General features: G+C 72.6%; 16 protein-coding genes. 10 read left to right on the forward strand and 6 right to left on the reverse strand.

Annotation, left to right across the window (positions count from 1 at the left end; all coding sequences use genetic code 11):
- Nucleotides 1-230: 230 nt before the first annotated feature.
- Both A5481_RS16990 and A5481_RS16995 read left to right on the forward strand, forming a co-directional pair.
- The gene (locus A5481_RS16990; RefSeq protein ID WP_048436603.1) at nucleotides 231-812 is read left to right on the forward strand and encodes a YqaA family protein; all 582 of its coding nucleotides are present in this window, start codon (nucleotides 231-233) and stop codon (nucleotides 810-812) included.
- 10 nt (nucleotides 813-822) lie between these two features.
- Nucleotides 823-1,341: a disulfide bond formation protein B gene (locus A5481_RS16995; RefSeq protein ID WP_048436602.1), complete on the forward strand. Its 519-nt coding sequence runs from the start codon at nucleotides 823-825 to the stop codon at nucleotides 1,339-1,341.
- Between the two features lie 10 nt (nucleotides 1,342-1,351).
- Here the strand turns inward: A5481_RS16995 and A5481_RS17000 are convergent, their stop codons facing one another.
- Nucleotides 1,352-1,681 (reverse strand): hypothetical protein, encoded by a 330-nt coding sequence (locus tag A5481_RS17000; RefSeq protein WP_053082565.1) that lies wholly within the window; start codon nucleotides 1,679-1,681, stop codon nucleotides 1,352-1,354.
- Nucleotides 1,682-1,850: 169 nt separating this feature from the next.
- Here A5481_RS17000 and A5481_RS17005 point away from each other — a divergent pair, with 169 nt between their 5' ends.
- Both A5481_RS17005 and A5481_RS17010 read left to right on the forward strand, forming a co-directional pair.
- Nucleotides 1,851-2,147, forward strand: a complete 297-nt coding sequence (locus A5481_RS17005) for a hypothetical protein (protein ID WP_048436600.1) — start codon at nucleotides 1,851-1,853, stop codon at nucleotides 2,145-2,147.
- Between the two features lie 186 nt (nucleotides 2,148-2,333).
- The gene (locus A5481_RS17010) at nucleotides 2,334-4,505 is read left to right on the forward strand and encodes a cation:proton antiporter domain-containing protein (protein ID WP_048436599.1); all 2,172 of its coding nucleotides are present in this window, start codon (nucleotides 2,334-2,336) and stop codon (nucleotides 4,503-4,505) included.
- Nucleotides 4,506-4,524: 19 nt separating this feature from the next.
- Here the strand turns inward: A5481_RS17010 and A5481_RS17015 are convergent, their stop codons facing one another.
- From A5481_RS17015 to cpdR, 4 genes are all read right to left on the reverse strand, one after another.
- Complete coding sequence (locus A5481_RS17015; RefSeq protein ID WP_048436598.1) at nucleotides 4,525-5,049, reverse strand: DUF1178 family protein; 525 nt, start codon at nucleotides 5,047-5,049, stop codon at nucleotides 4,525-4,527.
- A 119-nt stretch (nucleotides 5,050-5,168) separates the two neighbouring features.
- Nucleotides 5,169-6,002, reverse strand: coding sequence for a carbon-nitrogen hydrolase family protein (locus tag A5481_RS17020; RefSeq protein ID WP_048436597.1), 834 nt, complete (start codon nucleotides 6,000-6,002; stop codon nucleotides 5,169-5,171).
- 126 nt (nucleotides 6,003-6,128) lie between these two features.
- The gene (gene grxC / locus A5481_RS17025; RefSeq protein ID WP_048436596.1) at nucleotides 6,129-6,386 is read right to left on the reverse strand and encodes a glutaredoxin 3; all 258 of its coding nucleotides are present in this window, start codon (nucleotides 6,384-6,386) and stop codon (nucleotides 6,129-6,131) included.
- Nucleotides 6,387-6,464: 78 nt separating this feature from the next.
- Complete coding sequence (gene cpdR / locus A5481_RS17030; protein WP_048427828.1) at nucleotides 6,465-6,821, reverse strand: cell cycle two-component system response regulator CpdR; 357 nt, start codon at nucleotides 6,819-6,821, stop codon at nucleotides 6,465-6,467.
- A 279-nt stretch (nucleotides 6,822-7,100) separates the two neighbouring features.
- Here cpdR and A5481_RS17035 point away from each other — a divergent pair, with 279 nt between their 5' ends.
- A complete protein-coding gene (locus tag A5481_RS17035) occupies nucleotides 7,101-7,991 on the forward strand; it encodes an N-formylglutamate amidohydrolase (protein WP_048437044.1) in 891 nt (296 codons plus the stop codon).
- A 131-nt stretch (nucleotides 7,992-8,122) separates the two neighbouring features.
- The gene (locus A5481_RS17040; protein WP_048437040.1) at nucleotides 8,123-9,007 is read left to right on the forward strand and encodes an HpcH/HpaI aldolase/citrate lyase family protein; all 885 of its coding nucleotides are present in this window, start codon (nucleotides 8,123-8,125) and stop codon (nucleotides 9,005-9,007) included.
- Between the two features lie 229 nt (nucleotides 9,008-9,236).
- Here the strand turns inward: A5481_RS17040 and A5481_RS17045 are convergent, their stop codons facing one another.
- Entirely contained in the window at nucleotides 9,237-9,641 is a 405-nt protein-coding gene (locus tag A5481_RS17045; RefSeq protein ID WP_048437041.1) for a hypothetical protein, read from the reverse strand.
- Nucleotides 9,642-9,894: 253 nt separating this feature from the next.
- Here A5481_RS17045 and A5481_RS17050 point away from each other — a divergent pair, with 253 nt between their 5' ends.
- The 4 genes from A5481_RS17050 to A5481_RS17065 all read left to right on the forward strand — a co-directional run bounded on the left by A5481_RS17050 (nucleotide 9,895) and on the right by A5481_RS17065 (nucleotide 13,266).
- A complete protein-coding gene (locus A5481_RS17050) occupies nucleotides 9,895-11,166 on the forward strand; it encodes a pilus assembly protein (protein ID WP_048437042.1) in 1,272 nt (423 codons plus the stop codon).
- Between the two features lie 137 nt (nucleotides 11,167-11,303).
- The gene (locus tag A5481_RS17055) at nucleotides 11,304-11,690 is read left to right on the forward strand and encodes a phasin (protein WP_048437043.1); all 387 of its coding nucleotides are present in this window, start codon (nucleotides 11,304-11,306) and stop codon (nucleotides 11,688-11,690) included.
- Between the two features lie 361 nt (nucleotides 11,691-12,051).
- Nucleotides 12,052-12,846, forward strand: coding sequence for a hypothetical protein (locus A5481_RS17060; RefSeq protein ID WP_064504070.1), 795 nt, complete (start codon nucleotides 12,052-12,054; stop codon nucleotides 12,844-12,846).
- A 114-nt stretch (nucleotides 12,847-12,960) separates the two neighbouring features.
- The gene (locus tag A5481_RS17065) at nucleotides 12,961-13,266 is read left to right on the forward strand and encodes a hypothetical protein (protein WP_048437592.1); all 306 of its coding nucleotides are present in this window, start codon (nucleotides 12,961-12,963) and stop codon (nucleotides 13,264-13,266) included.
- The last annotated feature ends 79 nt before the right edge of the window (nucleotides 13,267-13,345 follow it).

Consider the following 13,345-nt stretch of genomic DNA (forward strand, 5'->3'; position numbering starts at 1 on the left):
CGAGGGCCTAATCCTTTCGGCCGAGTCGTGCCGCCGACCCGGACTGCCCGCCCCGTCCCGGACCCTGCGGATCGACCGCGGTCTTTGTTTCATGCGTGCTCCATCTTCGGAGCGGTTCATCCCTTCGGTGGTGTGGCCCTCGGGCGGTGTGGCCGCCGGCGCTCTCGCCAGCGCCGCAATCCTGTGCTCAAAGAGCCCGGACCTCATCCTGGACGGGCTCCCCCAGACCCATGCTGCGCCGCCTCTACGAGTGGATCCTCGCGCTCGCCGCGCGCCCCTCGGCCCCGTACGCGCTCGGCGCGGTCTCCTTCGCCGAGAGCTCGTTCTTCCCGATCCCGCCCGACGTGATGCTGGTGCCGATGGTGGTGATCCGGCCCGAGAAGGCCTGGACCTACGCGCTGATCGCGACGCTGAGTTCGGTCGCGGGCGGGATCGCCGGCTACGCCATCGGGGCGCTGCTCTACGATTCGCTCGGGGCCTGGCTCTTCCACCTCTACGGGCTCGACAAGGGCGCCGACGCCTTCCGGGAGGCCTACGCGCATTACGGCCATTGGGTGATCCTGCTCAAGGGCCTCACCCCGATCCCCTACAAGCTCGTGACCATCACGTCGGGCTTTGCCGGCTACGACCTGTTCTGGTTCATCGTCCTGTCGCTGATCACCCGGGGCCTGCGGTTCTTCATCCTGGCCGGGCTCGTCGGCCGTTACGGGGTCGGCATCCGCACGGCCCTGGACCGGCACCTGAACGCCGTGGCGGCGGTCACCGTCGCGGTCGGCGTGCTCGGCTTCGTCGGCTTCCGCTACCTGTTCTGAAGGCGTCGCCATGGCTCATCCGGCCCACGCCCTCGCCGAGCGGATCGGCGCGCCCCGTCCGGCGGCCCTGCTGGTGCTCCTCGGCGCCGCCGCCACGGTGGGCGGCGCGCTGCTGTTCCAGCACGGGCTCGGCTACGTGCCGTGCAAGCTCTGCCTGACCGAGCGCCAGCCCTACTACCTCGCCCTGCCCCTGCTCGCCGCCGCCCTGCTGCTGCCGCGCCGCCTCGCGGGCGGGCTGCTGGCGCTGGTCGCGGTGATCCTCCTCGTCGGAGCCGGGCTCGGCGCCTACCATGCCGGGGCCGAATGGGGCTTCTGGCCCGGCCCGAGCGATTGCGGCGGCGGTGCCGGCCCGGCGCCGGCCGGCGTCGACGACTTCCTGAAGACCCTTCAGGCCACCCACCCGGTCGATTGCACCGCGGCGGCCTGGCGCTTCCTCGGGATCTCGCTCGCCGGCTACAACGCCCTGATCGCGCTGGGTCTCGCCGCCCTGTCGGGCCATGCGGCGCTGCGGGCCCTGCGCGGTCGCTGACCGCCGGCCGTCAGCGCTTCGGCTTCATCACCGTCGGCTCGGCGAGGAGCGCGGCCAGGCGCTCGGAATCGAGGGCCGGCTCCGCCTTCGGCTTCTTCGCTTCCTTCTTCGGCTCGGGTTTCGGCTCGATCTTCGCCAGCCGCGCGACCTTGGCGGCGGGCGGCGCCGGCACGATCGAGCCGGTGGTGACCGGCTCGTCGAGGGGGGCGGGCTTCGCGGCCGCGACGAGTTGCGGGGCTTGCGCCGGCTCCCGGTCGAGCTGCGCCGAGCAGACGGCGCAGACCGTGGCGAAGCCGAGGCTCGCGATCGCCGCGAGGGTGAGGTTGGTACGCAGGGACACGGCCGGAACTCGGGAACGGTTGACCATCGGCGATCCTAGGCGCCGACCCGTTAAGAGAGGCTGGCCCGGTTTTCCGCAGTGCCGTTCAGGATCTGCACACCATGGCGGCCCGGCGGCGTGAACCGGCCTAGCTCGAAGGCATTAACCCCCGACTGCGGGGAGCCAGCGAATGTTCTTCACTCTAACGGCGGCGATCGCCGGCAGCCTGGCTGCGGCGGCCTGGCTGATCCAGGACGGTCCCGCGGCCGCGACCTGCGCGGCCCTGGCGGTCGGGATCGCGAGCGCGGCGGTCGCGGCCTTCCTGGTCGCGCAGCTCGACCGCCGGGCGCCGGCAGCGGGACCGGAATCCGAGACCGTCGCCGACGAGCGGCCGCGCCTGCCGCGCCGGCGTGCGGTCGCCGCCTGCCCGCCCGGCCTTCTGCGTCGCCGCGCCAGCGCGGCGGGGCGGCTCGCATCCGCCCGCTGATCCCTGGGAAATCCGACCTCAGGGCTCCGACTCCCAGGAACCCGCCCAGGCCGCCCCGGTTGACGCCCGCGCGAAGCGAGGACCCGAGACATCAGCGTGCGAGAAACCAGCGTGCCGGAGAGTGTCGTGCGGGTTGATCCCGGTCTCCGCGCCCTCGCCCCGGAACCGGCACGGCGGACCCGGCGCGTGAGGTCCCTCGTCCTCGCCGCGGCCCTGGCCGTCGCCGCGGGCACCGCCGAGGCTGCCGGGATCGGCACCGGCGGCGGACCGTCCGAGGTCGTGCTCGTCGTCCAGATCGTGCTGCTCCTCACCGTCGGGCGCCTGCTCGGCGAGGCGATGCTGCGGGTCGGCCAGCCGGCGGTGATGGGCCAGCTCCTCGCCGGCATCCTGCTCGGCCCCTCTTTCCTCGGGGCGGCGTGGCCGGAGGCGCAGGCCTGGCTGTTCCCGCCGGGCCGCGACCAGCGGGCGCTGCTCGACGGCATCGCCCAGCTCGGCATCCTGCTCCTGCTGCTGATGACCGGCATGGAGACCGACCTCGCCCTGGTGCGCAAGGTCCGGCGCGCCGCGCTCAGCGTCTCGGTCACCGGCGTCGCCGTGCCCTTCGCCTGCGGCTTCCTGCTCGGCTGGTTCCTGCCGGCGGCGATGCTGCCGCACCCGGAGCTGCGCCTCGTCACCGCTTTGTTCCTCGGCACCGCGCTCGCGATCTCGTCGGTCAAGATCGTCGCGATGGTGGTGCGGGAGATGAACTTCCTGCGCCGCAACGTCGGGCAGGTCATCGTCGCCTCGGCGATCATCGACGACACGATCGGCTGGGTCATCATCGCGGTCATCTTCAGCCTCGCGCAAGGAGGCGCCGTCGATCTCTGGGAGGTCGGCCGCAGCCTCGCCGGCACCCTGGTCTTCCTCGGGATCAGCCTGACGCTCGGGCGCCGCCTCGTCTTCCGGCTGATCCGCTGGGCCAACGATTCCCTGCGCAGCGAGGCCGCGGTGATCACCGCGATCCTGGTCCTGATGGGAGTCATGGCCCTCGTCACGCAAGCTCTCGGCGTGCACACGGTGCTCGGCGCCTTCGTGGCCGGGCTGCTGGTCGGCCAGTCGCCGATCCTGACCGGGCGGATCGACGAGCAGCTGCGCGGGGTCGTCACCGCCCTGTTCGCGCCGATCTTCTTCGGGCTCGCGGGCCTGAGCGCCGACCTCACCATCCTGCGCGACCCGCACCTGCTGCTCCTCACCCTCGGGCTGATCGCGATCGCCAGTCTCGGCAAGTTCGCCGGCGCCTTCGCGGGCGGGCGGATCGGCGGCTTGCGGACGCCCGAATCCCTGGCGCTCGCCTGCGGCATGAACGCCCGCGGCTCGACCGAGGTGATCGTCGCCTCGATCGGACTCGGCATGGGGGCGCTGAGCCAGGACCTGTACACGATGATCGTCGCGATGGCGCTCATCACCACCCTGGCGATGCCCCCGACCCTGCGCTGGGCCCTCCACCGCCTGCCGCTGAAGGGCGAGGAGAAGGAGCGGCTGGAGCGCGAGGCGGCCGAGGAGCGCGGCTTCGTCGCCCGGCTCGAGCGCCTGCTGGTCGCCGCCGACGACGGGCCGAAGGGGCGCTTCGCCGCCCGCCTCGCCGGGCTCGTCGCCGGCTCGCGCGGGATGCCAGTGACGGTGGTGCGGCTCGGCGCGCCGACGGAGGAGCGCGTGCTGTCCGGTGCGGTGGCGGAGGCGGCCCGCAGCGCGCGCGACGAGGAGGCCGGGACGGTCGAGGTGACGGAGCTCGCCCGCCCCGAGCCGGCGGCGGACGCCGTCGGCGCGGAGGCGGCCAAGGGCTACGACCTCCTAGTCGTCGGCATCGATCCGACGGTGGCGCCGGAAGGCGGCCTCGCCGACGCGGTGGCGGCGGCGGCCGAGCGGTTCGACGGGCCGCTCGCCATCGCGGCGGCGCGGGGGCCGCATCGCGACGACCCGGAGCGCGCCGCCCTCTCGGTGCTGGCGGTGATCGACGGCACCCGGGCCGCGCGCCGGGGCGCCGAGATCGCCGTCACCCTGGCCCGGAGCGCCGGGGCGCCGCTGACGGTGCTGTTCGTGAGCGAGGGGAAGGGCCGCCTCGCCGGCCTGCGCCAGGACGACGCGACGGCGTTGCGCGAGGTGCTCGACCTCGCCGAGAAGGCCGGGCTGCGGGTGCGGACCGAGATCCGCGCCACTCGGGCGCCGGAGCGCGCGATCCTGCGCCAGGCGCGGGCCGGCGACCACGACCTGATCGTGATCGGCGTCACCCGCCGCGCCGGCGAGGGCGCGGTGCTCGGGCCGCTCGCCGAGACGGTGCTGGAGGCCTCGGACCGGTCGGTGCTCTTTCTGGCGAGCTGATCCCGGCGAGCCGACAGCGTCAGTTGCGGTCGTCGGGCAGCGCCGGCAGCGGTTGCACAGCGATGCCCTCCTCCAGGAGCGAGCGCGCCTCGTTCAGGCTCGCCTCGCCGTAGATCGCCCGCTGCTCGGTCTCGCCGTAATGCATGCGCCGGGCTTCCGCGGCGAAGTCCTCGCCGACATGGTCGGCGGTGCGGGCGACGTGCTCGTGCAGGGCGCGGATCATCGCGCGCAGCTGCCGCTCGGGCTCGGAGACGAGGCTGACCGGCCCGTCCGCAGGGGCCGACGGCGCGGGGACCGGAACGCCGGGAGCGGCGGCGCCGGGCGCAGAGGGACCCGACGTCGCGGCGCCCGGCGCCTCGACCGGAGCCGGCAGGGCCGTCGCGCGGCCGAGCGACGGGGCCATGATCTGCTTGGCCACCTTCGGGCTGTCGCAGAACGGGCAGGTCACGAGGCCGGCCCGCGCCTGCTCGTCGTAGGACGTGCTCGACGGGAACCAGCTCTCGAAGCTGTGGCCGGAATCGCAGGACAGGGCGTAGCGGATCATGATTCGGGATATCGGTGGGCGGGCGCGCGGTTGCGAGGTCTGTGCGACGCTTCGGACGTCCCGTGTGACGGAAACTCGGTGGCGGACATTCGGCCGGCGGTTCGCGAGCGGCCTTGGCCTCAGACGACCTCGACCGTCACCGGCCGGGCGTGGCGCAGGGCCGGGACGCGCGCCCGCGCCTCCGCGACGAGGGCCATGTCGATCTCGGCCAGGATCACCCCCGGCGCGGTGCCGTCCGCCTCGGCGAGCACCCGGCCCCAGGGATCGACGATGAGGGAGTGGCCGTAGGTCTCGCGCCCGTCCTCGTGCCGGCCGCCCTGGGCCGCCGAGATCATGAACGAGCCGGTCTCGATCGCCCGGGCGCGCTGCAGCACGTGCCAATGCGCCTCGCCGGTCTGGCGGGTGAAGGCGGCGGGCGCCGACAGGATCTCGGCCCCGGCCTCGGCGAGCGCCCGGTAGAGGGCGGGGAACCGCACGTCGTAGCAGATCGCCACGCCGAGCCGGCCCCACGGCAGGTCGGTGACGACCGCCCGGGCGCCGCCGGTATAGGTCGCCGATTCGCGGTAGCTCTCGCCGTTCGGCAGGTCGACGTCGTAGAGGTGGAGCTTGTCGTACGACGCCTGGATCGCGCCCTCGCGGTCGATCACGAAGGCGCGGTTGGCGACCTTGTCGCCGTTCCTGACGGCGAGCGAGCCGACATGGACGACCACCCCGCGCTCGCGCGCGACGTCGCAGAGCGCACCCAGGGTCGGATCGTGCTCGGGGGAACGGATCTTCTCGAACAGGCTCGGCCTGTCGCGCTCGAGGAGCGAGGTCATCTCGGGCGTCTGGACGTAGTGCGCGCCACGCTCGGCCGCCTCGCGGATGCCCGCCACCGCGGCGTCGCGGTTCTGTGCGGGATCGCGGCCGGAGCGCATCTGCACGCAGGCGGCGACGAAGCGGGGAGCGGTCATGGCCGTGGACTCCGGGCGGTGAACCCCGGCAGGGAGCCTCCGGGACGATCCGGCGAGCTTACGCCGGAAGACCGCCGTCCCGCCAGAGGTTCCGCCCCCGGGCCGGATGCCCGACCCCGGACGGGGTCAGCCGGCGAGGAGCGGGTCGAGGCGGCCGGAGCGGTCGAGGGCGTAGAGATCGTCGCAGCCGCCGACATGGGTCTCGCCGACGAAGATCTGCGGCACGCTGGTGCGGCCGCCGGCCTTCTCGACCATCTCGCGCCGGGCGCCGGCCTTGGCCTCGACGTCGATCTCGGTGAAGGCGGCGCCCTTCTCCTGCAGCAGCGTCTTCGCCGCCGCGCAATAGGGGCACCAGCTGGTGGTGTAGATCGTGACCGGCTGCATCCGTCCGCTCGCGCGCAATCCAATGGCTGCCCGATATAGGCGCCCGGGACCGGGCGCGCCAGCCGGGCGTCGGGCCGCTCAGGCCGCCATCAGCTTCTCGACCTCGGTCACCAGCTCGCGCAGGTGGAACGGCTTCGACAGGACCTTGGCGTCCTTCGGGGCCTTCGAATCGGGGTTGAGCGCCACCGCGGCGAAGCCGGTGATGAACATCACCTTGATGTCGGGATCGAGCTCCGTGGCGCGGCGCGCCAGCTCGATGCCGTCCATCTCGGGCATCACGATGTCGGTGAGGAGGAGCTCGAACGGCTCCTCGCGCAGGCGGTTGTAGGCCGAGAGGCCGTTGTCGAACGAGGCCACGTCGTAGCCTGCGTTCTGGAGCGCCTTGGCGAGGAAGCGACGCATGTCGTTGTCGTCTTCCGCGAGGAGGATCTTCATGAACGAAAGTCCCGGATACCGATTCGGATCGTTCATTCCATAAAGCGGCCGCTTGGTAAACAGAGGGTTGACGCCGCCGCCGCGACCCGGCGCGCGAGGGCCGCCGGCGGGCCCGCCATCCGGGCCGTCGTTCATGCCGGGATCACGGGCCCGCATCCCCCTCGCGGCAGTGGACAGGCCCGGGCGCGGGCGCCAGATTAGCCGGATGATGGTGCGATCGCGTCCCACCCCCACCCCCACCCCCGTGTCCGGCTCCCGCCCCCTCCCCCGGGCGGCCGGATGAGCCGGGTTCCCCCCGCCAGCCTGTTCACGCCGCCCTTCCGGGTGGACGAGCCGGAGCGGCAGACCCTGCCGTTCGTCTACAACACCGGGCATTCGGGGGCGGTCTACCCGGCCTCGTTCGTGGCGGCCTCGCGGCTCGACGCGGTGGCCCTGCGCCGCTCGGAGGACGCCTTCGTCGAACGGCTCTACGCCCCCGTCGTCGGCCTCGGCGCGCCGCTGATGCAGGCGGCCTTCCCGCGGGCCTATCTCGACGTCAACCGCGAGCCCTACGAGCTCGACCCGCGGATGTTCGACGGGCGGCTGCCGCCCTTCGTCAACGTGCGCTCGATGCGGGTGGCGGGGGGCCTCGGCACGGTGCCGCGGGTGGTGGCGGACGGGCAGGAGATCTATCGCGGCCGGCTGCCGGTCGAGGAGGCGCTGGGGCGGATCGAGGAGCTGTACAAGCCCTATCACCGCACCCTGAAGGAGCTGGTGGCGCGCACCGCCCGGACCTTCGGCCACGCGGTCCTGATCGATTGCCACTCGATGCCCTCGACCAGCCTCGCCCGCGACGAGGGCGCGGCAATCGACGTGGTGCTGGGCGACCGCTTCGGCACCGCCTGCGGGCCGGACCTGATCGACTGCGCCGAGGCCGCGTTCCGCACCCACGGCCTGAAGGTGGTGCGCAACAAGCCCTATGCCGGCGGCTTCATCACCGAGCATTACGGCGAGCCGGCCCTCGGCCGCCACGCCCTGCAGATCGAGGTCAACCGCGCCCTCTACATGGACGAGCGCAAGCTCCTGCCCCGCCCCGGCTTCGAGGCGCTGTCGCGCACCCTAACGGCGGTGGCGCAGACGCTCGGCCACGCCGCCCTCGACCTCGCCCCCCGGCGCATCGCCGCCGAATAGGCCCGCCCGCCTCCGACGATCGCCGGGCTGGCATGCCCGGCCGGTTCGGATAAGCAGGGCAACGACGCGGCCCCGCGGATCTCCCGGCGAGACCGGTCCGGGGGCCTGCCCGACCGCGAGGGACCCGCCCGATGATCGATCTCCGCCTCCGCCGCAGCGTGCTCTACATGCCGGGCTCGAACCTGCGCGCCCTCGAGAAGGCGCGGACGCTCGCGGCCGACGCCCTGATCCTCGACCTCGAGGACGCGGTCGCCCCCGACGCCAAGGACGTCGCGCGCGAGCAGGTCTGCGCCGCGGTGCGCCAGGGCGGCTACGGCGAGCGCGAGCTGATCATCCGGGTCAACGCGCCCCAGACCCCGTGGGGCGAGGCCGACCTGCGGGCGGCGATCGAGGCGCGGCCCGACGCGATCCTGATGCCGAAGGTCTCCTCCCCGGCGGTGCTCGAGAACATCGCCGACCGGCTCGAGGCCCTCGACGCGCCGGCCGGCATCAAGATCTGGGCGATGATCGAGACCCCGGCCTCGATCCTCAACATCCAGGCGATCGCCGCGGCGCGGCGCAACCCGGGCACCCGGCTCACCTGCTTCGTGCTCGGCACCAACGACCTCGCCAAGGACACCTGGACGCAGATCGTGCCCGGCCGCGCCCCGATGATGCCGTGGCTGATGACGGCGCTGGCCGGCGCCCGGGCCGAGGGCCTGACCATCCTCGACGGCGTCTACAACAACTTCTCCGACCTCGACGGCTGCCGCGCCGAGTGCGAGCAGGCCCGGGTGCTCGGCTTCGACGGCAAGACGCTGATCCATCCGAGCCAGGTGGCGCTCGCCAACACCGCCTTCGCGCCGACCGAGGACGAGGTCGCGGTCGCCCGCGGCGTGATCGAGGCCTTCGAGCGGCCGGAGAACGCCCGGCGCGGCGCGATCCAGATCAACGGCCGCATGTTCGAGCGCCAGCACATCCCGATGGCCCGCCGCTCGGTCGCCTGGGCCGAGGCGATCGCCGACAAGGGGCAGTGATGCCGCGGCGCTCGCGAACGGACGCGCCGGCCGAGCGCGATGCGCCGAACGCCTTCGCACCGACCCGGCGTTGCGAGCGCCTGGAGAGCGGCCCGCTCACGGTGGGAACCTGCCGTGCTCCAAGTCCTTGGTTTGACAGTATTTTCTGAGACCGACCGGTGTCGGCTCGGTCGGACGATGCTCCGATCGGTCGACGGATGATCCCGGGCTGCCGCAACGGGATCGCCGGTCACCGCGCCGGCTTCTTGGCCAGCTCCGCCGCCGGCGTGATGCTGCCGGTCTGGGTCACCTTGTCCTTCGCCTGGTCGAGGCGCTTGGTGAGGGAGGCGAGGTCGCGCTGCGTGGTCGCGAGCTGGGCCTTGGCCTTGTCGCGGGTCGCGCCGAGCTGGGCGATCTCGTCGCGGGCGGCGGCGATCTTGGCCTGGCGGTCGCGCAGTTCGGCGTCGACGTCCTGGAACTGCTTGACCCGCGCCGCGAGGGCGTCGCGCTGGCCCTCGGTCTCCGCCAGCTGGGCCCGCAGCGCGGCCTTGCCCGACGACGACACGCCGTAGGCGCCCCAGCCCGACAGGGTACCGAGGCCGAGGATGCCGGCCGCGAGGACGGCGGGATGGGGGCGGAACCGCAGGGCGCGCATCGGCAGTCCTCGTCAGGTACTCGGTGGGCCGCCGCGCGGCGGCCGAGGATGTCCCGAACCCGGGAACACGACTGCCTGAGACGATGCCGGATCTTCGTTAACGCCGCCTTGCCGCGCCTCGTCGCCCGAAACCTTAACCGATCGTGACCGGCATCGGCACAGGCACCGTGATGCCGGCGGCGGAGTCTTAACCTCTGCGTCGTTAGATCTTGCTTGTTAGAGCAAGTGAGCGGCGACAGAGGGTCGGACCTCCATGAAGCGGCTGTTCGTCCGGTTCCAGCGCGAGCATCGCGGCAGCATCGCGATCATCCTGGCGCTGACGATGATACCGGTGACCTTCCTGGTCGGGGCGGGCGTGGACTATGCCCGCAGCGCCGGGATCCGGGCGAAGCTCCAGACCGCGACGGACGCGGCGGTGCTGGCGGTGATCCGCGAGGCGCCGACGCTCGCGAGCGACGCCGACTTCCAGGCCCGCGCCCGGGCCTATTTCGACGCGAGCTTCCCGCCCCAGGCCGGCGTGACCGTGACGAGCTTCACGCCGGTCCGCGCCGGCACGCAGGTCACGGTCAGCGCCACCGCGCAGGTGGACACGACCCTCGGGCGGCTGATGCATCCGGCCCCGATCGAGGTCAGCGGCACGTCGCAGGCGATGTCGGGCGGCAAGGCGATCGAGATTGCGCTGGTGCTCGACAATACCGGCTCGATGAACGACGCCGGCAAGCTCCCGGCCCTCAAGCAGGCGGCGAAGGATTTCCTGACCTACCTCGACAAGGTCGTGGTCAGCCGCTCCGACGCGAAGGTCGCCCTGGTGCCGTTCTCGACCCAGGTGAATCTCGGCACCGGCACCACCAGCGCCGGCTGGCTCAGCTACGCCAAGCTCGGCACCGTGACCGCGACGAGTTGGAAGGGCTGCATCACCGACCGCGACCAGTCCTACGACGTGCAGCTCCCGTCGCCCGAACCCACCGGCGCCGCCGCCTACCCGGCCGACGCCTGCGACACGACCCAGAACGGCCGGCCGACCCTGGCGCAGATCCGCCCGCTCGGCACCGACTACGCCACGCTCGCCACCGCCATCGACGGCATGACGGCGGGGGGCAACACCAACGTCACGATCGGGGTGGCCTGGGGCATGGAGGCGCTCACGCCCTACGGGCCGCTGAGCTCGGCGACGAGCATGTCCAACGACCGGGTCAGCAAGATCATGATCGTGCTCACCGACGGCCTGAACACGCAGAACCGCTGGAAGGGCGTCTGTTCCGGGAATTTCTGGTACGATTACTTCTACAATCCCGGCTGCATCGACGACAGCGTCATCGATGCCCGCACGCTGTCGGCCTGCACCGCGGCGAAGAACGCCGGCATCATCATCTATACGGTGCGGGTGATCGACGGAAATACCGACATGCTCAAATCCTGCGCCAGCAAGGACGGCTTCTTCTACAACGTCATCACGGCGAGCGATCTCAAGCCGGCGTTCCAGAGCATCGGCAGCTCGATCGCTCAGTTCCGGCTGACGCAGTAGGGACAGGCGAGGATGCGGGTGCCGGGCCGCGCGGGGCGGCGCTCCGTTGACTTGCGCATTGCATTGCAGCATCGTGTTTACTGCGTCGCACAAAACCTCACGGGCGGCGCGCGTCGCGACTGCCAGAGGAAACGACCATGACCGGTACCCAGAAGCCCTTCGAGATCCCGACCGAGATGCGCGACTTCGCCGAGAAGGGCGTCCAGAACGCCCGCACGGCGTTCGGCACCTTCCTGGGCACCGCCCGCAAGCTCGCCGAGACCGTGCAGACCTCGACCAGCACCTCGCAGACCGGCATGGGCACGGCCGTCGCCCGCGGCTTCGACTACACCGAGCAGCACGCCTCCGCGACCTTCGACCTCGCCGAGAAGCTCGTGCGCACCACCGACGTCAAGCAGGCGCTGGAGCTGCAGGGCGAGTACATGCGCAACCAGATGAGCGCGCTGCAGAGCCAGGCGAAGGAGTTCGCCACCCTGTCGGAGTCGATCAAGGCCGACCTGAACAAGGCCCAGGCCAAGGCCTGATCAGGTCGAGAGCCTGATCCCGGGGGCCTGAACCCGACGGTCGTCGCGGACGGCCCTCGGTTTCCGGATCGTCGCTCCCGGGCCTGTCCGGGATCGCCCCGATGCGTCGGGGCGAGCGCCTGCGCCGAGGGACGAAGCCCCCTTCGGCGCGGACGCGACCGGGTGGCGCGTACCCGTCCCGCCGGGACGTCCTCCGAGCCGGACCGGACGATCGTCGGCGCGCCCGCGCCGAATGCCGGTGCCCGGACAAGCCTGCCGGCGCTCCGGCCCCGCCCGCTCGCCCCCGCACCGGGTGGGGGCGGCGCGCCCGCCGGGCGACGCGCCAGGGACGCGACGCCCGCTACTCCGAGGAGGCCGAGCCATGACCATGCGCCGCAGCGACAAGACCCGCAAGCCGCCCCGCCGCCCCGCCGCCCGCCCGGCGGCCCGGCCGGTCGACACGACCCGGTCCGGCGAGATCCCGTCCGACACGGCTGCCGCGCCCGGACCCGCCGGGCCCGAGGCCGCGGCCGTGCAGGCCGCCGGGGCCGAGGGCGCGCCGGAGCCGGTTGCCGCCGAGGCGCCGGTCGCGGACATCGTTACGGAAGAGACCGCGACGGACGCCGCCTCGACGGAGGCGCCCGCTTCGGAGACCGGAGACGCGATTCGCGCCGAGGCCCAGGAGCAACCGATGCCGCAGGACCAGCCGGCCGCGGAGCAGGAGGCCACCGTGCGGGACACCGTCGCCGAGGTTCCCGCCGAGGAGCCGTCTGCGGAAGAGCCGTCTGCCGAAGAGCCGCTTGCGGAAGAGATGGCCGTCGCGGAGCCGACCGCCGAGGAGCCGGTCGCCGCGACCGACGAACCGGCGACCGCCGAGTCAGCCTCCGGGACGACGGAGCGGGCCGGCGCCTCCGACCGGGACGCGATCCCGCTCGCGGCGATGCAGGGCCTCATCGAGATCAACGGCCGGCTGGTGGCGTTCATGCAGGGCGAGGGCCAGGCCGCCGTGGCGTTCTGGAAGGCCGCCCTGACGGTCCGCTCGCCGGGCGACCTCGCCCAGCTCCAGGCCGCGGAGATGAGCCGGGCGCTCGATGCGGCGATCGCCTGCTGGACCGATCTCGCCCGGCGGATGGGCCGGTTCCCGGCCTTCGCGCCGGCCCGGGCCCGCGCCGCCTGACGGCGCTCCCGCAAGGCCGGCCCCGTCACCGGGGCGGCCCTGCGGGCCTGCTCTGCGCGGCCCGGGGCGTGCGGCTCCGGACCGCCGATCGCACACCGCTCAAAGGAGATCGGCATGTTGGGCGCTTGGTACGCGACGGCGATGCTCGCGATGGAAGCCCAGAGGGTGATCGAGCTGCGGATGGTCAAGCTCGCCTGGGGCGGCCTCGCCGGCCAGGTCGAGGCGCAGCGGATGGTGAGCGAGAAGATCGGGGCCGCCTTCGAGGCGACCGGCACCCTGCTCGGCGGCGGCACGCCGGAAGCGGTGATCGACCGCTACCGCGAGCACGTCCGCAACAACGTCGAGCGCCTGTCCGCGCCGACCACGGCATTTCCCGACGAAGCGGATCCCGGCTCGTCGAAGAAAATGCTGCACAATTAAAGATCGGGCATTGCTGTAGAGCACTTCGCGATCGCGTCGCACACGGTACACGACACGAGCTCCGTCGCCCTGCGGTCGG

Origin of the sequence: Methylobacterium platani (genome assembly GCF_001653715.1) — a bacterium.
GTDB lineage: Bacteria > Pseudomonadota > Alphaproteobacteria > Rhizobiales > Beijerinckiaceae > Methylobacterium > Methylobacterium platani.

What these genes read in the sequence shown, in the direction of transcription:
- A5481_RS16990 (WP_048436603.1), top strand. Translation starts at nt 231, where the DNA reads ATGCTGCGCCGCCTCTACGAGTGGATCCTCGCGCTCGCCGCGCGCCCC.
- A5481_RS16995 (WP_048436602.1), top strand. Translation starts at nt 823, where the DNA reads ATGGCTCATCCGGCCCACGCCCTCGCCGAGCGGATCGGCGCGCCCCGT.
- A5481_RS17005 (WP_048436600.1), top strand. Translation starts at nt 1,851, where the DNA reads ATGTTCTTCACTCTAACGGCGGCGATCGCCGGCAGCCTGGCTGCGGCG.
- A5481_RS17015 (WP_048436598.1), bottom strand. Translation starts at nt 5,049, where the DNA reads ATGATCCGCTACGCCCTGTCCTGCGATTCCGGCCACAGCTTCGAGAGC.
- A5481_RS17020 (WP_048436597.1), bottom strand. Translation starts at nt 6,002, where the DNA reads ATGACCGCTCCCCGCTTCGTCGCCGCCTGCGTGCAGATGCGCTCCGGC.
- grxC (WP_048436596.1), bottom strand. Translation starts at nt 6,386, where the DNA reads ATGCAGCCGGTCACGATCTACACCACCAGCTGGTGCCCCTATTGCGCG.
- cpdR (WP_048427828.1), bottom strand. Translation starts at nt 6,821, where the DNA reads ATGAAGATCCTCCTCGCGGAAGACGACAACGACATGCGTCGCTTCCTC.
- A5481_RS17035 (WP_048437044.1), top strand. Translation starts at nt 7,101, where the DNA reads ATGAGCCGGGTTCCCCCCGCCAGCCTGTTCACGCCGCCCTTCCGGGTG.
- A5481_RS17040 (WP_048437040.1), top strand. Translation starts at nt 8,123, where the DNA reads ATGATCGATCTCCGCCTCCGCCGCAGCGTGCTCTACATGCCGGGCTCG.
- A5481_RS17045 (WP_048437041.1), bottom strand. Translation starts at nt 9,641, where the DNA reads ATGCGCGCCCTGCGGTTCCGCCCCCATCCCGCCGTCCTCGCGGCCGGC.
- A5481_RS17050 (WP_048437042.1), top strand. Translation starts at nt 9,895, where the DNA reads ATGAAGCGGCTGTTCGTCCGGTTCCAGCGCGAGCATCGCGGCAGCATC.
- A5481_RS17055 (WP_048437043.1), top strand. Translation starts at nt 11,304, where the DNA reads ATGACCGGTACCCAGAAGCCCTTCGAGATCCCGACCGAGATGCGCGAC.
- A5481_RS17060 (WP_064504070.1), top strand. Translation starts at nt 12,052, where the DNA reads ATGACCATGCGCCGCAGCGACAAGACCCGCAAGCCGCCCCGCCGCCCC.
- A5481_RS17065 (WP_048437592.1), top strand. Translation starts at nt 12,961, where the DNA reads ATGTTGGGCGCTTGGTACGCGACGGCGATGCTCGCGATGGAAGCCCAG.